18 protein-coding genes are annotated in these 18,518 nt (G+C 70.2%); 13 read left to right on the plus strand and 5 right to left on the minus strand.

Going from position 1 to position 18,518, the window contains the following annotated elements:
- Nucleotides 1–66: 66 nt before the first annotated feature.
- Nucleotides 67–558: a DUF4115 domain-containing protein gene (locus tag STRBO_RS0104040; RefSeq protein ID WP_005476384.1), complete on the plus strand. Its 492-nt coding sequence runs from the start codon at nt 67–69 to the stop codon at nt 556–558.
- 102 nt (nt 559–660) lie between these two features.
- Here STRBO_RS0104040 and STRBO_RS0104045 read toward each other — a convergent pair whose 3' ends face one another.
- The gene (locus tag STRBO_RS0104045; protein ID WP_007490911.1) at nt 661–864 is read right to left on the minus strand and encodes a cold-shock protein; all 204 of its coding nucleotides are present in this window, start codon (nt 862–864) and stop codon (nt 661–663) included.
- Between the two features lie 380 nt (nt 865–1,244).
- On the opposite strand from STRBO_RS0104045, the gene STRBO_RS0104050 reads away from it, so the two are divergent.
- From STRBO_RS0104050 to STRBO_RS0104070, 5 genes are all read left to right on the plus strand, one after another.
- Nucleotides 1,245–2,090 carry a menaquinone biosynthetic enzyme MqnA/MqnD family protein gene (locus tag STRBO_RS0104050; protein WP_005476378.1) on the plus strand — a complete coding sequence of 282 codons (846 nt, stop codon included), beginning with the start codon at nt 1,245–1,247 and terminating at the stop codon, nt 2,088–2,090.
- A gap of 219 nt (nt 2,091–2,309) precedes the next feature.
- Entirely contained in the window at nt 2,310–4,037 is a 1,728-nt protein-coding gene (locus tag STRBO_RS0104055; RefSeq protein ID WP_005476376.1) for a serine/threonine-protein kinase, read from the plus strand.
- Nucleotides 4,038–4,211: 174 nt separating this feature from the next.
- Complete coding sequence (locus STRBO_RS0104060) at nt 4,212–4,979, plus strand: prepilin peptidase (RefSeq protein ID WP_005476374.1); 768 nt, start codon at nt 4,212–4,214, stop codon at nt 4,977–4,979.
- Nucleotides 4,980–5,092: 113 nt separating this feature from the next.
- Entirely contained in the window at nt 5,093–6,292 is a 1,200-nt protein-coding gene (mqnC, locus tag STRBO_RS0104065; protein ID WP_005476372.1) for a cyclic dehypoxanthinyl futalosine synthase, read from the plus strand.
- A 7-nt stretch (nt 6,293–6,299) separates the two neighbouring features.
- Nucleotides 6,300–6,749, plus strand: coding sequence for an imidazolonepropionase-like domain-containing protein (locus tag STRBO_RS0104070; protein WP_005476364.1), 450 nt, complete (start codon nt 6,300–6,302; stop codon nt 6,747–6,749).
- Between the two features lie 38 nt (nt 6,750–6,787).
- Here the strand turns inward: STRBO_RS0104070 and STRBO_RS0104075 are convergent, their stop codons facing one another.
- The gene (locus STRBO_RS0104075) at nt 6,788–7,828 is read right to left on the minus strand and encodes a chitinase (RefSeq protein WP_005476356.1); all 1,041 of its coding nucleotides are present in this window, start codon (nt 7,826–7,828) and stop codon (nt 6,788–6,790) included.
- Between the two features lie 377 nt (nt 7,829–8,205).
- Between STRBO_RS0104075 and STRBO_RS0104080 the strand changes: the two genes are divergently transcribed.
- Complete coding sequence (locus STRBO_RS0104080) at nt 8,206–8,904, plus strand: demethylmenaquinone methyltransferase (RefSeq protein ID WP_005476354.1); 699 nt, start codon at nt 8,206–8,208, stop codon at nt 8,902–8,904.
- Between the two features lie 199 nt (nt 8,905–9,103).
- Nucleotides 9,104–11,041 (plus strand): zinc ribbon domain-containing protein, encoded by a 1,938-nt coding sequence (locus tag STRBO_RS0104085; protein ID WP_063743175.1) that lies wholly within the window; start codon nt 9,104–9,106, stop codon nt 11,039–11,041.
- A 74-nt stretch (nt 11,042–11,115) separates the two neighbouring features.
- Here the strand turns inward: STRBO_RS0104085 and STRBO_RS0104090 are convergent, their stop codons facing one another.
- Nucleotides 11,116–11,439, minus strand: a complete 324-nt coding sequence (locus tag STRBO_RS0104090; protein WP_028796454.1) for a PASTA domain-containing protein — start codon at nt 11,437–11,439, stop codon at nt 11,116–11,118.
- Between the two features lie 137 nt (nt 11,440–11,576).
- On the minus strand, nt 11,577–12,083 hold the full coding sequence (locus STRBO_RS0104095; protein ID WP_005476351.1) for a GNAT family N-acetyltransferase: 507 nt from the start codon (nt 12,081–12,083) through the stop codon (nt 11,577–11,579).
- 145 nt (nt 12,084–12,228) lie between these two features.
- On the opposite strand from STRBO_RS0104095, the gene STRBO_RS0104100 reads away from it, so the two are divergent.
- Complete coding sequence (locus STRBO_RS0104100; protein WP_005476350.1) at nt 12,229–13,521, plus strand: geranylgeranyl reductase family protein; 1,293 nt, start codon at nt 12,229–12,231, stop codon at nt 13,519–13,521.
- A gap of 396 nt (nt 13,522–13,917) precedes the next feature.
- On the opposite strand, the gene STRBO_RS0104105 is transcribed toward STRBO_RS0104100, so the two are convergent.
- Nucleotides 13,918–14,757, minus strand: coding sequence for a C40 family peptidase (locus STRBO_RS0104105; protein WP_005476349.1), 840 nt, complete (start codon nt 14,755–14,757; stop codon nt 13,918–13,920).
- Between the two features lie 717 nt (nt 14,758–15,474).
- Between STRBO_RS0104105 and STRBO_RS0104110 the strand changes: the two genes are divergently transcribed.
- The 4 genes from STRBO_RS0104110 to STRBO_RS0104125 are packed head-to-tail and all read left to right on the plus strand — an operon-like array spanning nt 15,475 to nt 18,514.
- A complete protein-coding gene (locus STRBO_RS0104110) occupies nt 15,475–15,834 on the plus strand; it encodes an NADH-quinone oxidoreductase subunit A (protein ID WP_005476348.1) in 360 nt (119 codons plus the stop codon).
- 15 nt (nt 15,835–15,849) lie between these two features.
- Entirely contained in the window at nt 15,850–16,404 is a 555-nt protein-coding gene (locus STRBO_RS0104115) for a NuoB/complex I 20 kDa subunit family protein (RefSeq protein WP_005476347.1), read from the plus strand.
- Nucleotides 16,401–17,177, plus strand: coding sequence for an NADH-quinone oxidoreductase subunit C (locus STRBO_RS0104120; RefSeq protein WP_020113824.1), 777 nt, complete (start codon nt 16,401–16,403; stop codon nt 17,175–17,177). The genes STRBO_RS0104115 and STRBO_RS0104120 overlap by 4 nt, the downstream gene beginning before the upstream one ends.
- On the plus strand, nt 17,174–18,514 hold the full coding sequence (locus STRBO_RS0104125) for an NADH-quinone oxidoreductase subunit D (protein WP_005476345.1): 1,341 nt from the start codon (nt 17,174–17,176) through the stop codon (nt 18,512–18,514). Before STRBO_RS0104120 ends, STRBO_RS0104125 begins: the two co-directional genes overlap by 4 nt.
- The last annotated feature ends 4 nt before the right edge of the window (nt 18,515–18,518 follow it).

Raw genomic sequence — 18,518 nt, forward strand, 5'->3', positions numbered from 1 at the left:
GGGAACGTCCCCTCGCCCCGCGTCGTCATAATGTGCGCGACATCGCACCGGGGGAGGCTGGCAGCAGTGGAGTCGGGAACGGATCTGCCGCGGGTGCCTCCCTCGGAGCCCCCGGGGACCACGGCCGGGCGTCCGCGGGCGCGCGGGCCGGTCGCGGCGGTCGTCGCCCTGGCGATCGTGGGCGCGCTCGTCGCCGCCGGGGTGTATGTGGTGAACCGGGAGGGGACGACCGGTGCGCCCTCGGGCAAGGGCTCCGCCGCCACGTCGGCCGGCGCGTCCTCCCAGGGCTCCGGCGCGCGGGCCCCGGCGAACGAGGTCACGGTCCGCGTCACCGCCGAGGACGGCCGCAGCTGGGTCTCGGCGAAGGACTCCACCGGCGAACTTCTCTACGACGGACTGCTCCGGCAGGGCGAGACCAGGACCTTCTCCGCCGAGGAGTCGATCGACCTGGTCCTCGGCGAGCCGAGCGTCCTCAGCCTCGTGGTGAACGGCAGGAAGACCGACGACGACTTCCCCTCCGGCAAGGTGAAACGCCTCACCTACACGAAGGACGACTGAGCCGCGTAGGCCCGCCGGAGGAAAAGGCAGGAGCCCCTTCGCCGAAAGGCAAGGGGCTCCTTGGGTACTGCTCTCAGACGTCGTCAGAGGGGCATCCCTCGGTCAGACGGGGGTGACGTTCTCCGCCTGCGGGCCCTTCGGGCCCTGCGTCACGTCGAAGGAGACCTGCTGGTTCTCCTCCAGCGAACGGAAGCCGTTCGCATTGATGGCGGAGTAGTGGACGAACACGTCCGGTCCGCCACCTTCCTGGGCGATGAAGCCAAAGCCCTTTTCGGCGTTGAACCACTTCACGGTTCCGGTAGCCATAAGCCCTCCTTGGGCCCAAAGGGTTTGCCCTGCTCCAGAACCCTGCAAGTGTGAAAACAAGATGCCGCACAACTGCATACGTCTGAAAACGACGAGAGCCCGCGGTTACATGCTCCGCAGGCTCTGTACTGCAAGGGAAACCAAACTGCAACTTGCGGCGAGCCTAGCACGCAGGCAGGGGAATGCAATAGAGGGCAAGATCACGTCACCCGGATGTTTGATGGGCTCGACTCGCGGGTTGACGCATCGCCTCTTCCGCACCACCGGCCCCACTGGCGACACGCCGTCGAAAGCCTTGACACAGGGTGGACATCCGGTTTCGGGAACCCCTCCCGGCCCCCGGAGGCCGCACCGTACCCCATGAGGGCTAGCCTCGCGATGTGGACAATTCTCGCAACCGGCCGCGCGTCGGCCACATCCAGTTCCTGAACTGCCTGCCCCTGTACTGGGGGCTCGCGAGAACGGGGACGCTCCTCGACTTCGAGCTGACCAAGGACACCCCTGAGAAGCTCAGCGAGCAGCTGGTGCGCGGAGACCTCGACATCGGGCCCATCACGCTCGTCGAGTTCCTGCGCAACGCGGACGACCTGGTCGCCTTCCCCGACATCGCCGTCGGCTGCGACGGCCCGGTGATGTCCTGCGTCATCGTCTCCCAGGTGCCGCTGGACCGCCTGGACGGCGCACGCGTCGCGCTGGGCTCCACCTCGCGCACCTCCGTACGTTTGGCGCAACTGCTGCTGGCCGAGAGCGTCGGCGTACAGCCGTCGTACTACACCTGCCCGCCCGACCTCCCGCTGATGATGCGGGAGGCGGAGGCGGCGGTGCTGATCGGGGACGCGGCGCTGCGGGCCAACCTGCTCGACGGCCCGAACTACGGCCTGGAGGTGCACGACCTGGGCGCCATGTGGAAGGCGTGGACGGGGCTGCCGTTCGTCTTCGCGGTGTGGGCGGCGCGGCGGGACTACCTGGAGCGGGAGCCGGAGGTCACCCGCAAGGTGCACGAGGCGTTCCTGGCCTCCCGCGACCTGTCCCTGACCGAGGTGGCCAAGGTCGCCGAGCAGGCCGCCCGCTGGGAGGCCTTCGACGAGCGGGTCCTGGAGCGGTACTTCACCACCCTGGACTTCCGCTTCGGCGGACCCCAGCTGAGCGCCGTGGCCGAGTTCGCGCGGCGGGTCGGCCCGACCACCGGATTTCCGGCGGACGTGAAGGTCGACCTCCTTTCCTGAACATTTCCCCTCGAAGTCCCGGCGAACTTCCCGGCATTTCGATGGACGAATTCCGCGTTCTGTGGGACCGGCCCGTGCCACCGCCGCCGATCTGCCCCCGACGTTCGCATTCCCCTTCGGGCGTACGGCACTAGGCTTCTGGGGAGTCGTGCGTCGAGGAGAGTTCGTACGGGGGAACGTACGGGGTGGCGCGCGAGACGTACGGGGGAGGTGCCGCCCATGCAACCGCTCGATGTCGGCGAGCCCACGGTCGTGGGGCCCTACCGGCTGCTCGGCCGGCTGGGGTCCGGCGGGATGGGCCGGGTCTATCTGGGGCGCAGCGCGGGCGGCCGTACCGTCGCCGTCAAGATCGTGCATCCGCACTTCGCCATGGACGAGGAGTTCCGCGCCCGCTTCCGGCGCGAGGTCGACGCGGCCCGCCGCGTGGGCGGTTCCTGGACGGCTCCCGTGCTGGACGCGGACCCGGAGGCGGCGGTCCCGTGGGTGGCGACGGGCTACGCGGCCGGTCCGTCCCTCGCGGCGGCGATCGCGGACGGCGGCCACCTGCCCCCGCACTCGGTACGGGTCCTGGGCGCGGGCCTGGCGGAAGCGCTGGCCGCGGTGCACGCGCTGGGCCTGGTCCATCGCGACGTGAAGCCGTCCAACGTGCTGCTGACGGTCGACGGCCCCCTCCTGATCGACTTCGGCATCGCCCGCGCCACGGACGGCACGGCCTCGCTCACCTCGACGGGCGTGTCGATCGGTTCCCCCGGTTACATGTCCCCGGAGCAGATCCTCGGAAAGGGCATCACCGGCGCGGCCGACGTCTTCTCCCTCGGCGCGGTCCTCGCGTACGCCGCGACTGGTCAGTCCCCCTTCCCCGGTGACTCCTCCGCCGCCCTCCTCTACAAGGTCGTCCACGAGCCGCCGCGCCTGGACGGTCTGGAGGGCGACCTGCGCGACCTGGTCGAGCGCTGCCTGTCCAAGGAGCCCGCCGCCCGCCCCGCCCCCGAGGAGGTCGCCCGCTCCCTGGCCCCCCAGGGCGCGGCCCGTCTGGTGTCGGCGGGCTGGCTGCCGGGGCCGCTGGTGGAACAGGTGGGCCGCAGCGCCGTGCAGCTGCTGAACCTGGAAATGGCGGAGGAGGTGCCGTCCGGCCCGGTGGGGTTCAGCAGCCCGTCGGTGGGCGTGGTGAGGACGGGGGAGTCGGCGGCGGGGAGCCCGACCGGCGAGGCGAAGGCCGACGCGGCCGCCGCGAGCGGGGTGTTCGGGCCGCCGCCGGTGATGTCGTCGCAGGCACCGCCCGTGACACACGTGCCGGGGCAGCGGGCCGACGTCTCGGTGGCGGACACGGCGCCGCCGACGCCGGGCAAGCTGTCGCTGAGCGTGGCGGCCGCGTCCACGAGCGCGGCGAACGGGCGGGGCCGGAAGGTGAGTTGCTCGGTCGCCCTGGCGATCGCGGGAGCGTTCGCGCTGGTGAGCGTGGGGACGCTGTTCGGGCTCGGGATACTGAAGGGCGAGGACGAGAAGGGTGACGCGGCGGGCAAGGCGCCGTCGGCCGAGGCCAGTGCGAGCGGGCGGGACCAGGAGACGGAGGCGCCGGGGGACGCGCCGGGCGAGCTGCCCGGGAAGTACCTGGGCACCTGGGAGGGCGACGGCTACGCCCTCTCCGGCAGCCTCCCCGCCGGCACCTTCACCGTCACCCTCGAACAGGCCTCGCCCGGCGACCCGTTGGGCACCTTCCGTTCCGTCGACCTCCTCGGCGGCACCTGCGACGACAAGCTCGTCCTCAAGAAGGTCACCGAGAAGAACATCGTCGCCACGAGCATCGCCGACACCAGGAACAACCCCGGCACCTGCACCAGGAACACCCACGAGATCACGCTCACCCCCGTGGGCAAGGAACTCGACTACACCTCGACCAACACGGACGCGGGCAACCCGACGGCCCGTCTGGCGAAGGTGAAGTAGGGGCGGCGGCGTGGGTGTTCGTCCCTCCCAGGGGCGCGGTCAACCGCGCGAGAGCCCCCACCGGGCAGGCAGACGGAGGTCGAAGGCACGCAGCCCCTGGAGGAGCGACGGGCAGGCGGCGGGGGCGACAACATCCCGGTTCACCCCGAGCCCACCCCCTCATAGGCTGCCCCCGTGGATCCGGACCTCTGGCTGATCGCACTCACCCTGGCCGCCGCCCTCTGGGGCGCGGCCGCGGGCACCCTGCTCCCCCGCCCCGCCTACCGCCTCACGACCGACGAGGACACCCCCTGGCGCCACACGTGCCCCGCCGGCCACCGCATCACCGGCACGGCGGGCGGCTGGCTGGGTTTCGCCCGCTGCACCACCGCCCCCGCGGGCCCACCCCCCACCTGCGCCTACGGCCCCCGCACCCCCACCGTCGCCACCACGACCGCCCTCGTCTGCGTCACCCTCGCCCTGGCCACGGGTCCCCGCCCCGAACTCGCCGTATGGCTGCTCCTCGCCCCCCTGGGCATCCTGCTCACCCTCGTGGATCTCGGCGCACAGCGCCTCCCCGACCCCCTGACCCTCCCCTTCGCGGCCCTGGCCCTCACCCTGCTGGGCGGGGTCGCCTTCGTCCCCGAGCACGCGGGCCAGTGGCGCACGGCGGCCTACGGCGCACTCGTCCTCGGCGGCTTCTACTTCCTCTTCTTCCTCATCAGGCCCGTCGCCCTCGGCTTCGGCGACGTGAAACTGGCTCTGGGCCTCGGCGCCGTCCTCGGCTGGTACGGCTGGGGCGCGCTGTACCTCGGCACGTTCGCCGGCGCGCTCATCGGCAGCGCGTACACCCTGGTCCTGGCGGCCCGGGGCCGCGCCGTACGCGGACAGCTGGTCGCCCTGGGACCCTTCATGATCGCCGGTGCGTACGTCGCGCTGCTGCTGGAGGCGTACGCGGCCTGAGGAAGGCCCTGTCCCCGGAGTTGTCCACAGGCGGACGGGCTGACGTCGGGTGATCCAGGGCTCTGGCGTAGGCTGGCCCGGTCCGTTCAACCCTCATGAAAGGGACGCCCCCGGTGACCGAGAAGGCCGATCTCCAGTCCGTTCTCGACCGTGCCGCCGAGGGTGGGCGGATCACGCCAGAGGAGGCGCTCGACCTCTACCGCGACGCCCCGCTGCACGCGCTCGGCGCCGCCGCCGACGCCGTCCGCAGGCGACGGTACGCGGGCACGGAGCACATCGCGACGTACATCATCGAGCGGAACATCAACTACACGAACGTCTGTGTCACGGCGTGCAAGTTCTGCGCGTTCTACGCCCCGCCGAAGGCCACGGACAAGGGCTGGACGCGCGACCTCGACGACATCCTGCGCAGGTGCGCGGAGACCGTCGAGCTGGGCGGCACCCAGATCATGTTCCAGGGCGGCCACCACCCGGACTACGGGGTGGAGTACTACGAGACGCACTTCGCGGCCATCAAGAAGGCGTTCCCGCAGCTGGTCATCCACTCCCTCGGCGCGTCCGAGGTCGAGCACATGGCCCGGATCTCGAAGGTGAGCGTGCAGGAGGCGATCACCCGGATCCACGCGGCCGGTCTGGACTCCTTCGCCGGCGCCGGCGCGGAGCTGCTTCCCGAGCGCCCCCGCAAGGCCATCGCCCCGCTGAAGGAGAGCGGCGAGCGCTGGCTGGAGATCATGGAGGCCGCGCACGGGCTGGGCGTCGAGTCCACGTCCACGATGCTCATGGGCACCGGCGAGACCAACGCCGAGCGCATCGAGCACCTGCGGATGATCCGTGACGTACAGGACCGGACGGGCGGTTTCCGGGCCTTCATCCCGTACACCTACCAGCCCGAGAACAACCATCTCAAGGGCCGTACGCAGGCCACGCTCTTCGAGTACCTGCGCATGATCGCCATCGCCCGGCTGTTCATGGACAACATCGCCCACATCCAGGGCTCGTGGCTCACCACCGGCAAGGAGGTCGGCCAGCTCTCCCTGCACTACGGCGCGGACGACCTCGGCTCGATCATGCTGGAGGAGAACGTCGTCTCCTCCGCCGGTGCCAAGCACCGCTCCAACCGCATGGAGATCATCGACCTGATCCGCAAGGCCGGCCGGGTCCCGGCCCAGCGGACCACCACCTACGAGCACATCGTCGTCCACGACGACCCGGCGAACGACCCCGTCGACGAGCGGGTCATGTCCCACATCTCGTCCACGGCCATCGAGGGCGGCACGGCCCACCCCGAGCTCAAGCTGCTGAACGCCAACTAGGGCTTCCGTGCTGACGATTCACGCCGCCGACGAGGTGCGGCGCACCTGGGACGACCCGGAGCCGATCAAGGACGGCGCGGTCGTGGTGGACGGCACCCGGATCGAGGCCGTAGGGCTGGCGGAGGACCTCCGACAGCGGTTCCCGGCCGCCCGGGTGCGGCAGTGGCCCGGCGTCCTCGGGCCCGGCCGGGTGCACGAGGACCCGCTTCCGGACGCCCCGTCACCGCGCGAACGCGTCCACGCGGTCCTGAAGTCGGGCGCGACGGCGGTCCTGGAACAGCACGCGGGCACCCCGGAACTCCGTTCCGCAGCCGAGCGCAACCATGTGCGGGTGCTGCCACGGCCGCACAGCCCGGCCATCGTCGAGCTGGGCCGGGCGGACCTGGTGGTCCTCGACGACTCCGGCAGCTGCCTGGCCACGGTGTGCGCGGGGCGGTTGGTCCACCGACGTCGCTGAGGGGCCACGCCGCCGCAGTGCGTCCTCGGGGGTGCGCCTCACCCGGAGAACGCCTCGCCGAACGCCCCGTCCGTCTGCTCGACCCCGCTGCAGTCGACCAGCTCGTCCTCGGCCCCGCCCCCGCACTCCCGGTCCCGGAACGTCGCCCACATCGATACCCAGGCCACCCCCTTGTCCTCGGCGAACGACCGCACCTGCGCCGCGTCGTGAAGCGTGAACGTCTCGTTGTCGACGTCGTTGACGCCCAGCATCGAGGTCAGCGCCAACGCCCCCCAGGCCGTGGACCCGCTCGTGCCGAAGACGTCCCTCAGCTGCTCGTGCGCCGACTCGGCCGCCCGCTCCGCGTAGTCGCCCATGTCACCGCCGTACGAACTGGCGTAGTTCATGGTCATGATGTTGACCGTGGTGACCTGAACGGCGTGGTCGTTGGCCGAGTCGAGCAGGGCCATGCCGTCCGCGTCGAGACCGGAGGGCATGACGGGGAGGGTGAAGGTGACGGAGAGGTCCGGGCGGTCCTTCTGGAGCAGTGCGATCGCCGCGGAGCGCAGGTCGACGGAGTCGGAGTCCTTCAGCGCGTCGCCCTCGACGTCGAAGTCGGCCGCGGTCGCGCCGGCCGCGTCCAGCGCCGCGCCGTACGCCTCGGCCAGCTCGGACGCGCTGTCGCAGACCTCCGCCAGCTCCGGCCCGGAGGCCCCGCCGAAGGAGACCCGCACCGACGCCCCGGAGTCGGTGAGTGCCGCGATCCGGGACCTGACCGCCCTGTCGTCGACGGCCTCCGTCCCGTTCCAGGCGGGTGTGCACGCGTCGCCGTCGGCGATCACGAACGCCAGGTTGTAGGCGGCGGCCGAACCGGCGTCGTCGAGGCCGGAGGCGTCGGTGGCGCTCACGTACGGCGCGTAGGCCGTGGACGTGCCGGACGCCTTCGCGGGCGATTCCCCGGTGACCGACGCGGTGGCGGCGGCCGGACTCGACGGACCACCGGGCGCGGACGCGGACCCCTCGGTCTTCGCGGTGCAACCCGCGCAGGCCAGGGCCACCAGACCTATCAGTGCGACGACCGGTTTCAGGGAATTCCTCACGGTACTCACGAGGGAAATGAATCACACCCGGCTGTGCCATGTGTGCTTTCTGGAGATTGCAGATCCGAAGGCTGGTCACGGAACGGCTACCGACAAAGGGTTCGCCAGTCGGGCAAACGTGCCCGTATCGGCGAAGAGTATCCTCCGAAGGCAAACGCCGGCCGCTTCGCATTCGTTCACGGATTCCCTCAGGAAGGGGACAGGCTCGGGCGTTTATCGCGTGCCTTTCACAGAGCTGGGAATTTCCCGAACAAAGCCCGCCCGATGCCCGGGGATATGCAATCCGAGTCAGCGAACGAAAACCTCGCCTCAGAGAGCCCGTGGGTGACGGGCCGGGCGCCGCGTGGGTGTGCGGCCCGTACTGCCACAATGGGCGCGTGACCCGCGCATCCCTGGACAAGCAGCCGCACGAAGTCGCTTCGATGTTCGACCGAGTGGCGAAACGGTACGACCTGACCAACGACGTGCTGTCCCTCGGACAGGACCGGCGCTGGCGCAAGGAGGTCGCGCAGGCGGTCGACGCCCGCCCCGCCCAGAAGATCCTGGACCTCGCCGCCGGTACGGGTACCTCGTCCCTGCCCTTCGCGCGGACCGGCGCGTACGTCGTGCCGTGCGACTTCTCCCTCGGCATGCTCCGGGTCGGCAAGGAGCGCACCCCCTGGCTGCCGTTCACCGCCGGTGACGCCACGAGGCTGCCGTTCAAGGACGACACCTTCGACGCGGTGACCATCTCCTTCGGCCTGCGCAACGTGCAGGACACCGACACCGCGCTGCGCGAGCTGTACCGGGTGACCAAGCCCGGCGGGCGCGTGGTGATCTGCGAGTTCTCCCACCCGACCTGGGCACCGTTCCGCACCGTCTACACGGAGTACCTGATGCGCGCGCTGCCGCCGGTGGCCCGCGCGGTGTCGTCCAACCCGGACGCGTACGTCTATCTCGCCGAGTCCATCCGCGCCTGGCCCGACCAGGCGGGTCTCGCCGAGCGGCTCCGGAAGGCCGGCTGGGACACGGTGGCGTGGCGCAACCTGTCGGGCGGGATCGTCGCGCTGCACCGGGGGTTCAAGGCCCTCACGTAGGGCGCGAGGACACCCGCGACACTCTTGGTTCACTCGCACGAGGGACGCCCCGCGAGGGAATCCGGTTGACGGGAACCGGTCAACAGAAACTACCGTCCGTTGATACGTCGGTACGCGCCGGTGATGTCTCACGACTCACCGGTGCGAGCCCTGAGCACGTCACCTCACGGCACGAGTTCTCTGAATGACGGAGCGTTGCATGACGTCCTACTGCCCGCACTGCGGAACACCCGGCCCCGACGAGGCGCGCTTCTGCATGAAGTGCGGACGGGAACGCCCGCCGGTCCCGGCGGCGGCGCCCGGTGCGGGGACCGGGGCGACCCCGGCGCCACCGACCGCCCCACCGACCGCTCCACCGGCGGTCCCCCCGTCGGCCCCGCCGGGCGCACCCCCCGGCCCGCCGCCCCCGCCCGAGTACGCCCCCGCCCCCGCAAGCCCCTCACCCGTGGGCGCCTTCCTCGGCCGGGCCTTCCGGGGCGACTGGGCAGGCGCGGCCCTGGCCGCCCTCTGGCCGGTCGGACTCCTCTTCCTGGCGGCCGTCGCCCTGGCCGTCCCGTCGTACGGCCAGAGCGGCCAGGACGAAGAGGACTTCATCGGCTTCGGCGACCGTCTCGGCCTCGCCCTCGCCGGCCTCCTCCAGGGCCTCGGCGGCGGCTTCGAGATCTCCGAGTCCGGCGGCGGCGACTACTCCGGCGAGTTCCGGTCCGCCGAGGGCGCCCTCTCGGTGACCCTGGTCCCGCTCACGGTGACCGCCCTCTTCGTCGGGGCCCTCTTCATCGGCGTACGGCTGCTCCGCACACGCCTGGTGACGCGGGGCGCGTACGGCGGTGGTGCGTACGGCAGCGTGTACGGCGGTGCCTACGGGGGCGTGCCGGGCGGAACCCACGCCGGCGGCTACGGCGGCACGTACGCCGGAGTGCCCGCGGCCGCGCCCGGTGGCGGCCGTACCGCCGGGCTCGAAGCGGCCGTACGGGTCACGCTGCTGGTGACGGTCGCCGTTCTGCTGCTCGCGCTGTTCGGGGAGCCCGAGATCGCGGTCGTCGAGGTCTCGACATCGGTCTGGCGTGCGGCCCTCGGCGCCCTGCTGCTCACCGCCGCCGTCTCGGCCGGTCTGCTGCAACGCGACGACCTGGCCGCCTGGCTGGCCGTCCGCCCCGGCCCCCGGGCCCTGTTCCGGGCGACCGGGACGGCCGTACGGGCCATGGCGATCGTCCTCGTCCTCTGCTCGCTCGTCGCGTTCGTCGTCCTCGCGGCGAACGACGAGTGGCGGGGCGAATGGGACGAGGAACTCAACCCGCTCCTGCTCGTGCTGCTCGTCCTGCCCAACCTCGCCGTCCACCTCCTCGGCCTCGGCTGGGGCGCGTCCGTCCAGGGCGAGGCGGGCGGTACGAGTCAGGGGAGCGACGCGTCGTTCGGTGATGGCGACTCGTCCGGTGACTACGGGCTCGTCGAGTCCGGCCCGTACGGCGGCGGCTACGAGCGCGAGTCGTTCGGGCTCTCCGAACTGGGCGACGCCGTCAACTCCTGGGCGGTCGTGGGGGCCTTGACGCTGGGTGCGGTGTGCGCCCTGACCCTCGGGGTTCTGGCGGCCCGCCGCTCCTCGGGCCGCGGCGAGCAACTCCTCGCCGCCGGGGTCTTCTTCGGACTGTTCCTCCTCCTCGCCGGTGTCGGCGGCTTCGGCATGGAGGCGTCCGGCTCCGCCACGTCCGACTTCAGCAGCGAGTTCTCGGGCGCGGGCCGGGTGGACGTGGGCCTCGACATCCCCGAGGCGCTGCTCTTCGGCCTCCTGTGGATCTTCGGTGCCGCCTTCCTCGCGCCCTACCTGGTCCAGATGGCCGGGGCACGCACGGCGGTCATCGCCCCGCCGATCCCCGCCATGCCGAGCGGTGGCCCGGCGTCCCACGGGGTCCCGCCGCAGCCCTCCGTCGCGCACCGGCCGTCGGTCCCGGCCCCGGCGCCCGCGCCGGCCTCGGCCCCGGCCTCGTACGAGCCTCCGCTCGTCGAACTCGGCCACCACGTGGCACCCGGGGCCCCGGCCGGGCCCCGCAGCCGGACCCTGGTCTGGATCATCACGATCGTCGCGGCCCTCGTGATCGGCGGGGGAGGGGCGGCGGCGATCCTGCTCTGGCAGAAGTAGGGAGGGTCCGGAGGGAAGTGGCGGCGACCCGCGCCGTCAAGGCGCGGGGCAGCCCCGGACCCGGGTCCGCCGGGCTAGCGGAGAACGGGGAACGGATCCCCCGGCTCGTCCAACGCCCTGCGCAACCCCGGCGGCGGTCCACCGTGGCGCGGCTCCCGCACACCGCCGCCGTCGTCACCCGACTCGAACCACACGGTCACCGCGGCCCCGCGCGGCACCTTCACGCCCGGCGGCGGGTACTGCCGTACGACGTGGTCCACGGCGGCGAGCCGGAGGTCGGGCCGGTCGGGCGCGACGAGGGTCAGCCCGTCCGCCTCGGCCGTCTCGCGCGCGTCCACGGCCATCAGGCCGACGAACCGCGGCACAAGCACTTCGGATGACTTGGGTGTTATGCGCACAGATGTTCACCCCCAGCGGTACCGGCAGAGTAGCCGCCGAGTGAGCCCGATTGGAAGCGCTGCGTGGCAATCTGCGGTAAATCGCTACTCTGGGTGATGGGTTGGCGAAATCTCGAACGGACGGAACGCGTGACCCCTCACAGCGCCAGCCGGTAGCAGTGCCCCTTCTGCCGCGAGACCGGCGTCGTGTAGGTCTCCGCCAGCTCCATGCCCAGCCGCCGGGTCACCGCGATGGACCGCTCGTTGCGGGCGTCGACCATGGCGACGACGCTGCCCACGCCCGCCTCCCGCACCCGTTCCAGGGTCTGCGTGGCGGCGGCGGTCACATACCCCTTGCCCCAGTGGTCCCGGGCGAGCCGCCAGCCGATCTCGATCTCGCCGGTCGGACCCCACTCCCGGGGCCACGGCTGGGCGCCGGTGAAGCCGATGGCCCGGCCCTCCTCGTCGAGCATCGTCCACAGGCAGAACCCGTGTTCGGCGTCGTGGCGGCGCTGGCGCGCGGTGAGCTCCTCGTAGACGGACAGCTCGGCGGACCGGCCGCCGTGGAACTCCATGACGTCGGGATCGTCGAAGATCCGGTGCCAGGCGACGGCGTCCTCGTCGGTGGGGACACGCAGCCGTACGTCGGGCAGAGCTCTGGTCACAGGGGCAGCCCTTCAGCCGATGATCGGTACCGCTGAATAGACTGCCCATGTCCGACGCCTGTCGGCACATGTTTTCTGGCCGTCCGGCCCGCGGACGTCCAGCAGGCTTTGCTTCGCACCCTCTACTACTTGGGGAGTACCCGTCGTGACCGAGCCCCAGCCCCTTACCGAACACACCGCCGATGTGATCGTCGTCGGGGCCGGGCCAGCCGGTTCCACCACCGCGTACTACCTGGCGAAGGCCGGGCTGGACGTGCTGCTCCTGGAGAAGACCAGCTTCCCGAGGGAGAAGGTCTGCGGCGACGGCCTCACCCCGCGTGCCACCAAGCAGCTGGTGTCGATGGGCATCGACATCTCCGAGGAGGCCGGCTGGCTCCGCAACAAGGGCCTGCGGATCATCGGCGGCGGCGTCCGTCTCCAGCTGGACTGGCCGGATCTCGCCGCCTACCCGAACTACGGACTCGTCCGCAAGCGCGACGACTTCGACGAACAGCTCGCCCGCCAGGCCCAGAAGGCGGGCGCCCGGCTGCACGAGCGCTGCAACGTGGGCGCGCCGATCATCGACGACCGCACGGGCCGCATCACCGGCGTGCATGCCAAGCTCGGCGACGAGAAGCGGGAAGTCACCTTCCACGCTCCGCTGGTGGTGGCCGCCGACGGCAACTCCACCCGCCTGTCCCTCGCGATGGGCCTGCACCGCCGCGAGGACCGTCCGATGGGCGTCGCGGTCCGTACGTACTTCACCTCCCCGCGCCACGACGACGACTACCTGGAGTCCTGGCTGGAACTGTGGGACAAGCGCGGGCCGGGCGAGGACCGTCTCCTGCCCGGTTACGGCTGGATCTTCGGCATGGGCGACGGCACGTCGAACGTCGGTCTGGGCGTGCTCAACACCTCCGCCGCCTTCAAGGAGCTGGACTGGCGCGACGTCCTGAAGGCCTGGTGCGCCTCCATGCCGGAGGAGTGGGGCTACACCCCCGACAACATGACCGGGCCCATCCGCGGCGCCGCCCTCCCGATGGCCTTCAACCGCCAGCCCCACTACACCAAGGGCCTGTTGCTGGTCGGCGACGCCGGCGGCATGGTGAACCCGTTCAACGGCGAGGGCATCGCCTACGCCATGGAGTCCGGACAGATCGCGGCCGACGTCATCGTCCAGGCCCACGCCCGCACTACCCCCGGGCAGCGCGAACTCGCCCTGCAGCGCTACCCGCAGGTCCTCAAGGACACCTTCGGCGGCTACTACACGATGGGCCGCGCCTTCGTGAAGCTCATCGGCAACCCGAAGATCATGAAGCTCGCGACGCAGCGGGGCCTCACCCACCCGCTCCTGATGAAGTTCACCCTGAAGATGCTGGCCAACCTCACCGACCCCACCGGCGGCGACGCGATGGACCGCATCATCAACGGCCTGAGCAAGGTGGCCCCGAAGGCGTGACCGGGGTGTGTGACCCCAGTGCGTGAGCGGGGTGGCCGCCCCGGCCGCCCCGCACCCGCAGCCCTGGCACCGGATGCCCCGGCCTCGGCCGCCCGGCACCGGCAGCACCTGGCACCGGCAGCACCCGGCACCGGCCGCCCGACGTCCGAAGCGGACGATTCGGGCGCCGCTTGGCGCGCGACACGCGAGGTGTACCGATCCCGGACGCGGGAACCCGTCAGAGGCGACGACGAGGCCCGTCGGCGGCCGGGCCCGCCCCGCAACCCTCGGCATGGGGTGACAGCGGCTCTGTGGGGCCTCTGTGGCCTTTCTGAGGGCAGCCCGGAGGGCCGCTTCCCCTCGGGGAGAGCGGCCCTCTCGAAAAAAGCGTCTGGGCGACCGCGCGGAGGCGAGGCCTCAGAGCACGCGCACCGCGCCCGTCGCCGGGTAGCCGGACAGGTCCTGGATGACGACGCCCTTGGAGGGGTTCGCCGCGTCGAGGTACTGGCCGTTCCCGACGTAGACACCCACGTGGTACGCGGAGCCCTTGGCGCCCCAGTACAGGATGTCGCCGACCTGAAGGTTGGACAGCGAGACCTCGGTGCCCTGCATCGACTGGTCCTGCGAGACCCGGGGGAGGTCCACGCCGACCTGCTTGAAGGCGGCCTGCACCAGTGAGGAGCAGTCCCACGCGTTGGGGCCGGTGGCGCCCATCACGTAGGCGTCGCCGAGCTGTGCCTTGAGGAAGGCGATGACCGTGCCGACGCTGCCACTGGCGGGCGCCGTCGTCGTCGTGGTGGTGGCGGTCGACGAGTTGGTCGTCAGGGTGGTCCGCTCGCTGTCGCGCGCGGCACGCTCGGCCTCGGCCTTGCGCTCGGCCTCGGCGGCGGCCTTCTTGCGGGCCTCTTCCTTCTTCGCCTTGGCCAGGTCCTTCTCGGCCTGCTTGGCAGCCAGTTCGGCAGCCGTGTCACGCTCGGCCTGCAGCTGGTAGTCGGCCGCCATCGCCTGCGTGGCGTCCGCGGACTGCGCGGCCTGCGTGGCCAGGTCGGCCGTGAGGGTGGGCAGTTCGAGCGTCTGCGTCACCGGCTCCGCCGCGAAAGCCGACGTGGACGCGCCGGCCACTGCCACGGTGCTGAGAACGCCACCGGCGACTCCGGCGCGCATCGCGATCGAGGACGCGTTGCGGCGGGGTTTCCGGTGGCTGCGTATGTGAGCGGTGTGGGACATGGGTACAAGCGGTACCAGCGACTCCTCCATACCTTCAAGAAACGTGTGCTGCGCCACAGTTGTTCAACGGAGGCCGCAAATTCCCTGTGCGTCACTCTTTATTGACGCCGTAACGGGCATAGTGGACACGGCCCGCCATGCCTGTGATCATGTACTTTCGTGAATACGCCCGAATTGCCCTGCGCTTACCATCGATCGCAGCGAGTGGCCAAGGCTGGTTGATTTGATCTCGCTCGGGTGTGACACAGGTCACAGAATGGTCGGCCGTCGGCACGGCGTCCCGCGCGGGAGGGCTCGCTCCCGGCGCTCGTGAACGCGTGCACACGTCCACATCCGTCGCCGGACTCCCTCCCAGGCGTGAACGCCGCACCCCTACCAAGCGGCCTCGTCCAGCACCAATTTGCATGCAGCGGAAATCTCTTGATATGGAGACGCCCCGCGTGACCAGCGGTAACGAACGAAAATGTCACTTCTGGTGATCAGTCTGGCGCTTCCGGTATGAAGATCGACCTGCGTCCGCCATCATGATCGTTCGTCAGGTGGTGGAGATCACAAACTCGGTGCCGCACCCCGTGTCGCAGATCACAGACCGGCAGGCATAGGATGCGGGGCAGTTGGGCTTGTGACCTGCTTCACATGTTCGCGATCTTCGTCGGGACGGGCGGAGTTCGTGGGACCGGTGGGGTCGGTGATCAGGACCGAAGCAATCCGCCAGCAGTCAGTGCCGACTGAGAGGAGCGAGGAGCGGTGAACGCCTATGCGCCCATCCTCGTACTGGGAGCCCTCGGGGCAGGCTTTGCGATCTTCTCCGTGATCATGGCCTCGCTGATCGGCCCGAAGCGCTACAACCGGGCCAAGCTCGAGGCTTACGAGTGCGGGATCGAGCCCACCCCCACGCCGGCCGGCGGAGGGCGTTTCCCTATCAAGTACTACCTGACGGCGATGCTCTTCATCGTCTTCGACATCGAGATCGTCTTCCTCTACCCCTGGGCCGTCACCTTCGACGCCCTGGGTGTTTTCGGGCTCGTGGAGATGCTGCTCTTCGTGCTCACCGTCTTCGTCGCCTACGCGTACGTCTGGCGCCGGGGCGGCCTGGAATGGGACTGAGGGGCCTTTAAGACCATGGGACTCGAAGAAAAACTGCCGAGCGGTTTCCTGCTGACCACCGTCGAGCAGGCCGCGGGCTGGGTACGCAAGGCGTCCGTCTTCCCCGCGACCTTCGGCCTCGCCTGCTGTGCCATCGAGATGATGACCACGGGCGCGGGGCGCTACGACCTGGCGCGCTTCGGGATGGAGGTGTTCCGGGGGTCGCCGCGTCAGGCGGACCTGATGATCGTGGCCGGCCGGGTCAGCCAGAAGATGGCGCCGGTGCTGCGGCAGGTCTACGACCAGATGCCCAATCCCAAGTGGGTGATCTCCATGGGGGTCTGCGCGTCGTCGGGCGGCATGTTCAACAACTACGCGATCGTCCAGGGCGTCGACCACATCGTCCCCGTCGACATCTATCTGCCCGGCTGCCCGCCGCGGCCGGAGATGCTGTTGGACGCGATCCTCAAGCTCCACCAGAAGATCCAGACGTCCAAGCTCGGCGTGAACGCCGAGGAAGCGGCCCGCGAGGCGGAGGAAGCGGCACTCAAGGCGCTCCCCCTCATCGAGATGAAGGGGCTGCTGCGATGAGCGACGCGAACGGCAGGAACGGTGCCGGCGGACCGGATGCGGGCGGCTCGAACGGGGTGAACCCCGAGAAGGACCTCGCCGCCTCCAACCTCCCCGGTCAGCGCGGCGACGGCGGTGAGGAGATCCGCGTCCAGCGCGGCATGTTCGGCGCGAGCAACGGCGGCGACACCTCCGGTTATGGGGGTCTGGTCCGCTCGATCCGGCTTCCGGGTGCGTCGGCGAGGCCGTACGGCGGCTGGTTCGACGAGGTCGCCGACGAGCTGGAGGGCGCTCTGGAGGAGCAGGGCCTGGTTCCGGAGAGCGTGATCGACAAGACGGTCGTCGACCGGGGTGAGCTCACCTTCCACATCGAGCGTGAGCACCTGCCGCGCGTCGCCCGGACCCTCCGCGACGACCCGGCCCTCCGCTTCGAACTGTGCACCGGCGTCTCCGGCGTCCACTACCCCGGTGACAAGGGTCGTGAGCTGCACGCGGTCTACCACCTGCGCTCGATCACCCACAACCGGTTGATCCGCCTGGAGGTCTCGGCTCCGGACGCCGACCCGCATGTCCCGTCGCTGGTGTCGGTCTATCCGACGAACGACTGGCACGAGCGGGAGGCGTACGACTTCTTCGGCATCGTCTTCGAGGGCCATCCGGCGCTGACGCGGATCATGATGCCGGACGACTGGCAGGGCTTCCCGCAGCGCAAGGACTATCCCCTCGGCGGTATCCCCGTCGAGTACAAGGGCGCCCAGATCCCGGCTCCGGACCAGCGGAGGTCGTACTCATGAACACGCAGCACGCTTCCGCGGAGTCCGCCGCCTCGGCGCGTGAGACGACCGAGGGCACCGTCTACACGGTCACCGGTGGTGACTGGGACGAGGTCGCCGAGAGCGCGGCCCGGTCCGACGACGAGCGCATCATCGTCAACATGGGTCCGCAGCATCCGTCCACCCATGGTGTGCTGCGGCTGATCCTGGAGATCGACGGGGAGACTGTCACCGAGGCCCGGTGCGGTATCGGTTATCTCCACACCGGCATCGAGAAGAACCTCGAGTACCGGACGTGGACGCAGGGCACGACGTTCGTGACGCGGATGGATTACCTGACGCCGTTCTTCAACGAGACGGCGTACTGCCTCGCGGTGGAGAAGCTCCTCGGCATCGAGGGCGAGATCCCGGACCGTGCCTCGGTCATCCGTGTGCTTCTGATGGAGCTGAACCGGCTCTCCTCGCACCTGGTGTGCATCGCCACCGGCGGTATGGAGCTGGGCGCGACCACGATCATGATCTACGGATTCCGTGATCGTGAACTGATTCTCGACATCTACGAGCTGATCACCGGCCTGCGCATGAACCACGCGTACGTCCGCCCCGGCGGACTTGCCCAGGATCTGCCGCCCGGTGCGGTGGACCAGATCCGTGAGTTCGTGAAGAAGATGCAGAAGAACCTTCCCGAGTACGACAAGCTCGCCACCGGCAATCCCATCTTCAAGGCCCGGATGCAGGATGTCGGCTACCTGGATCTGTCCGGCTGCATGGCGCTGGGCGCCACCGGTCCGATCCTGCGCTCGGCGGGCCTGCCGCACGACCTGCGCAAGGCGCAGCCGTACTGCGGGTACGAGACGTACGACTTCGACGTGCCGACCGCCGACACCTGTGATTCCTACGGCCGTTTCCTGATCCGGCTGGAGGAGATGCGCCAGTCCCTGCGGATCGTCGAGCAGTGTCTGGACCGGCTGCAGCCCGGCCCGGTCATGGTCGGTGACAAGAAGATCGCCTGGCCCGCGCAGCTCGCGCTGGGACCGGACGGGCTGGGCAACTCCCTGGATCACATCAAGAAGATCATGGGCACGTCCATGGAGGCCCTGATCCATCACTTCAAGCTGGTGACCGAGGGTTTCCGTGTCCCGCCGGGACAGGCGTACGTGGCGGTGGAGTCGCCCAAGGGCGAACTGGGGGTGCACGTTGTCTCCGACGGAGGCACCCGTCCCTTCCGGGTCCACTACCGCGACCCGTCCTTCACCAATCTGCAGGCGATGGCGGCGATGTGTGAGGGCGGCCAGGTCGCCGACGTCATCGTCGCCGTCGCGTCCATCGACCCCGTGATGGGAGGCGTCGACCGGTGACCAC

The sequence above is a fragment of the Streptomyces bottropensis ATCC 25435 genome (assembly GCF_000383595.1).
In the GTDB taxonomy this organism is placed as follows: Bacteria; Actinomycetota; Actinomycetes; order Streptomycetales; family Streptomycetaceae; genus Streptomyces; species Streptomyces bottropensis.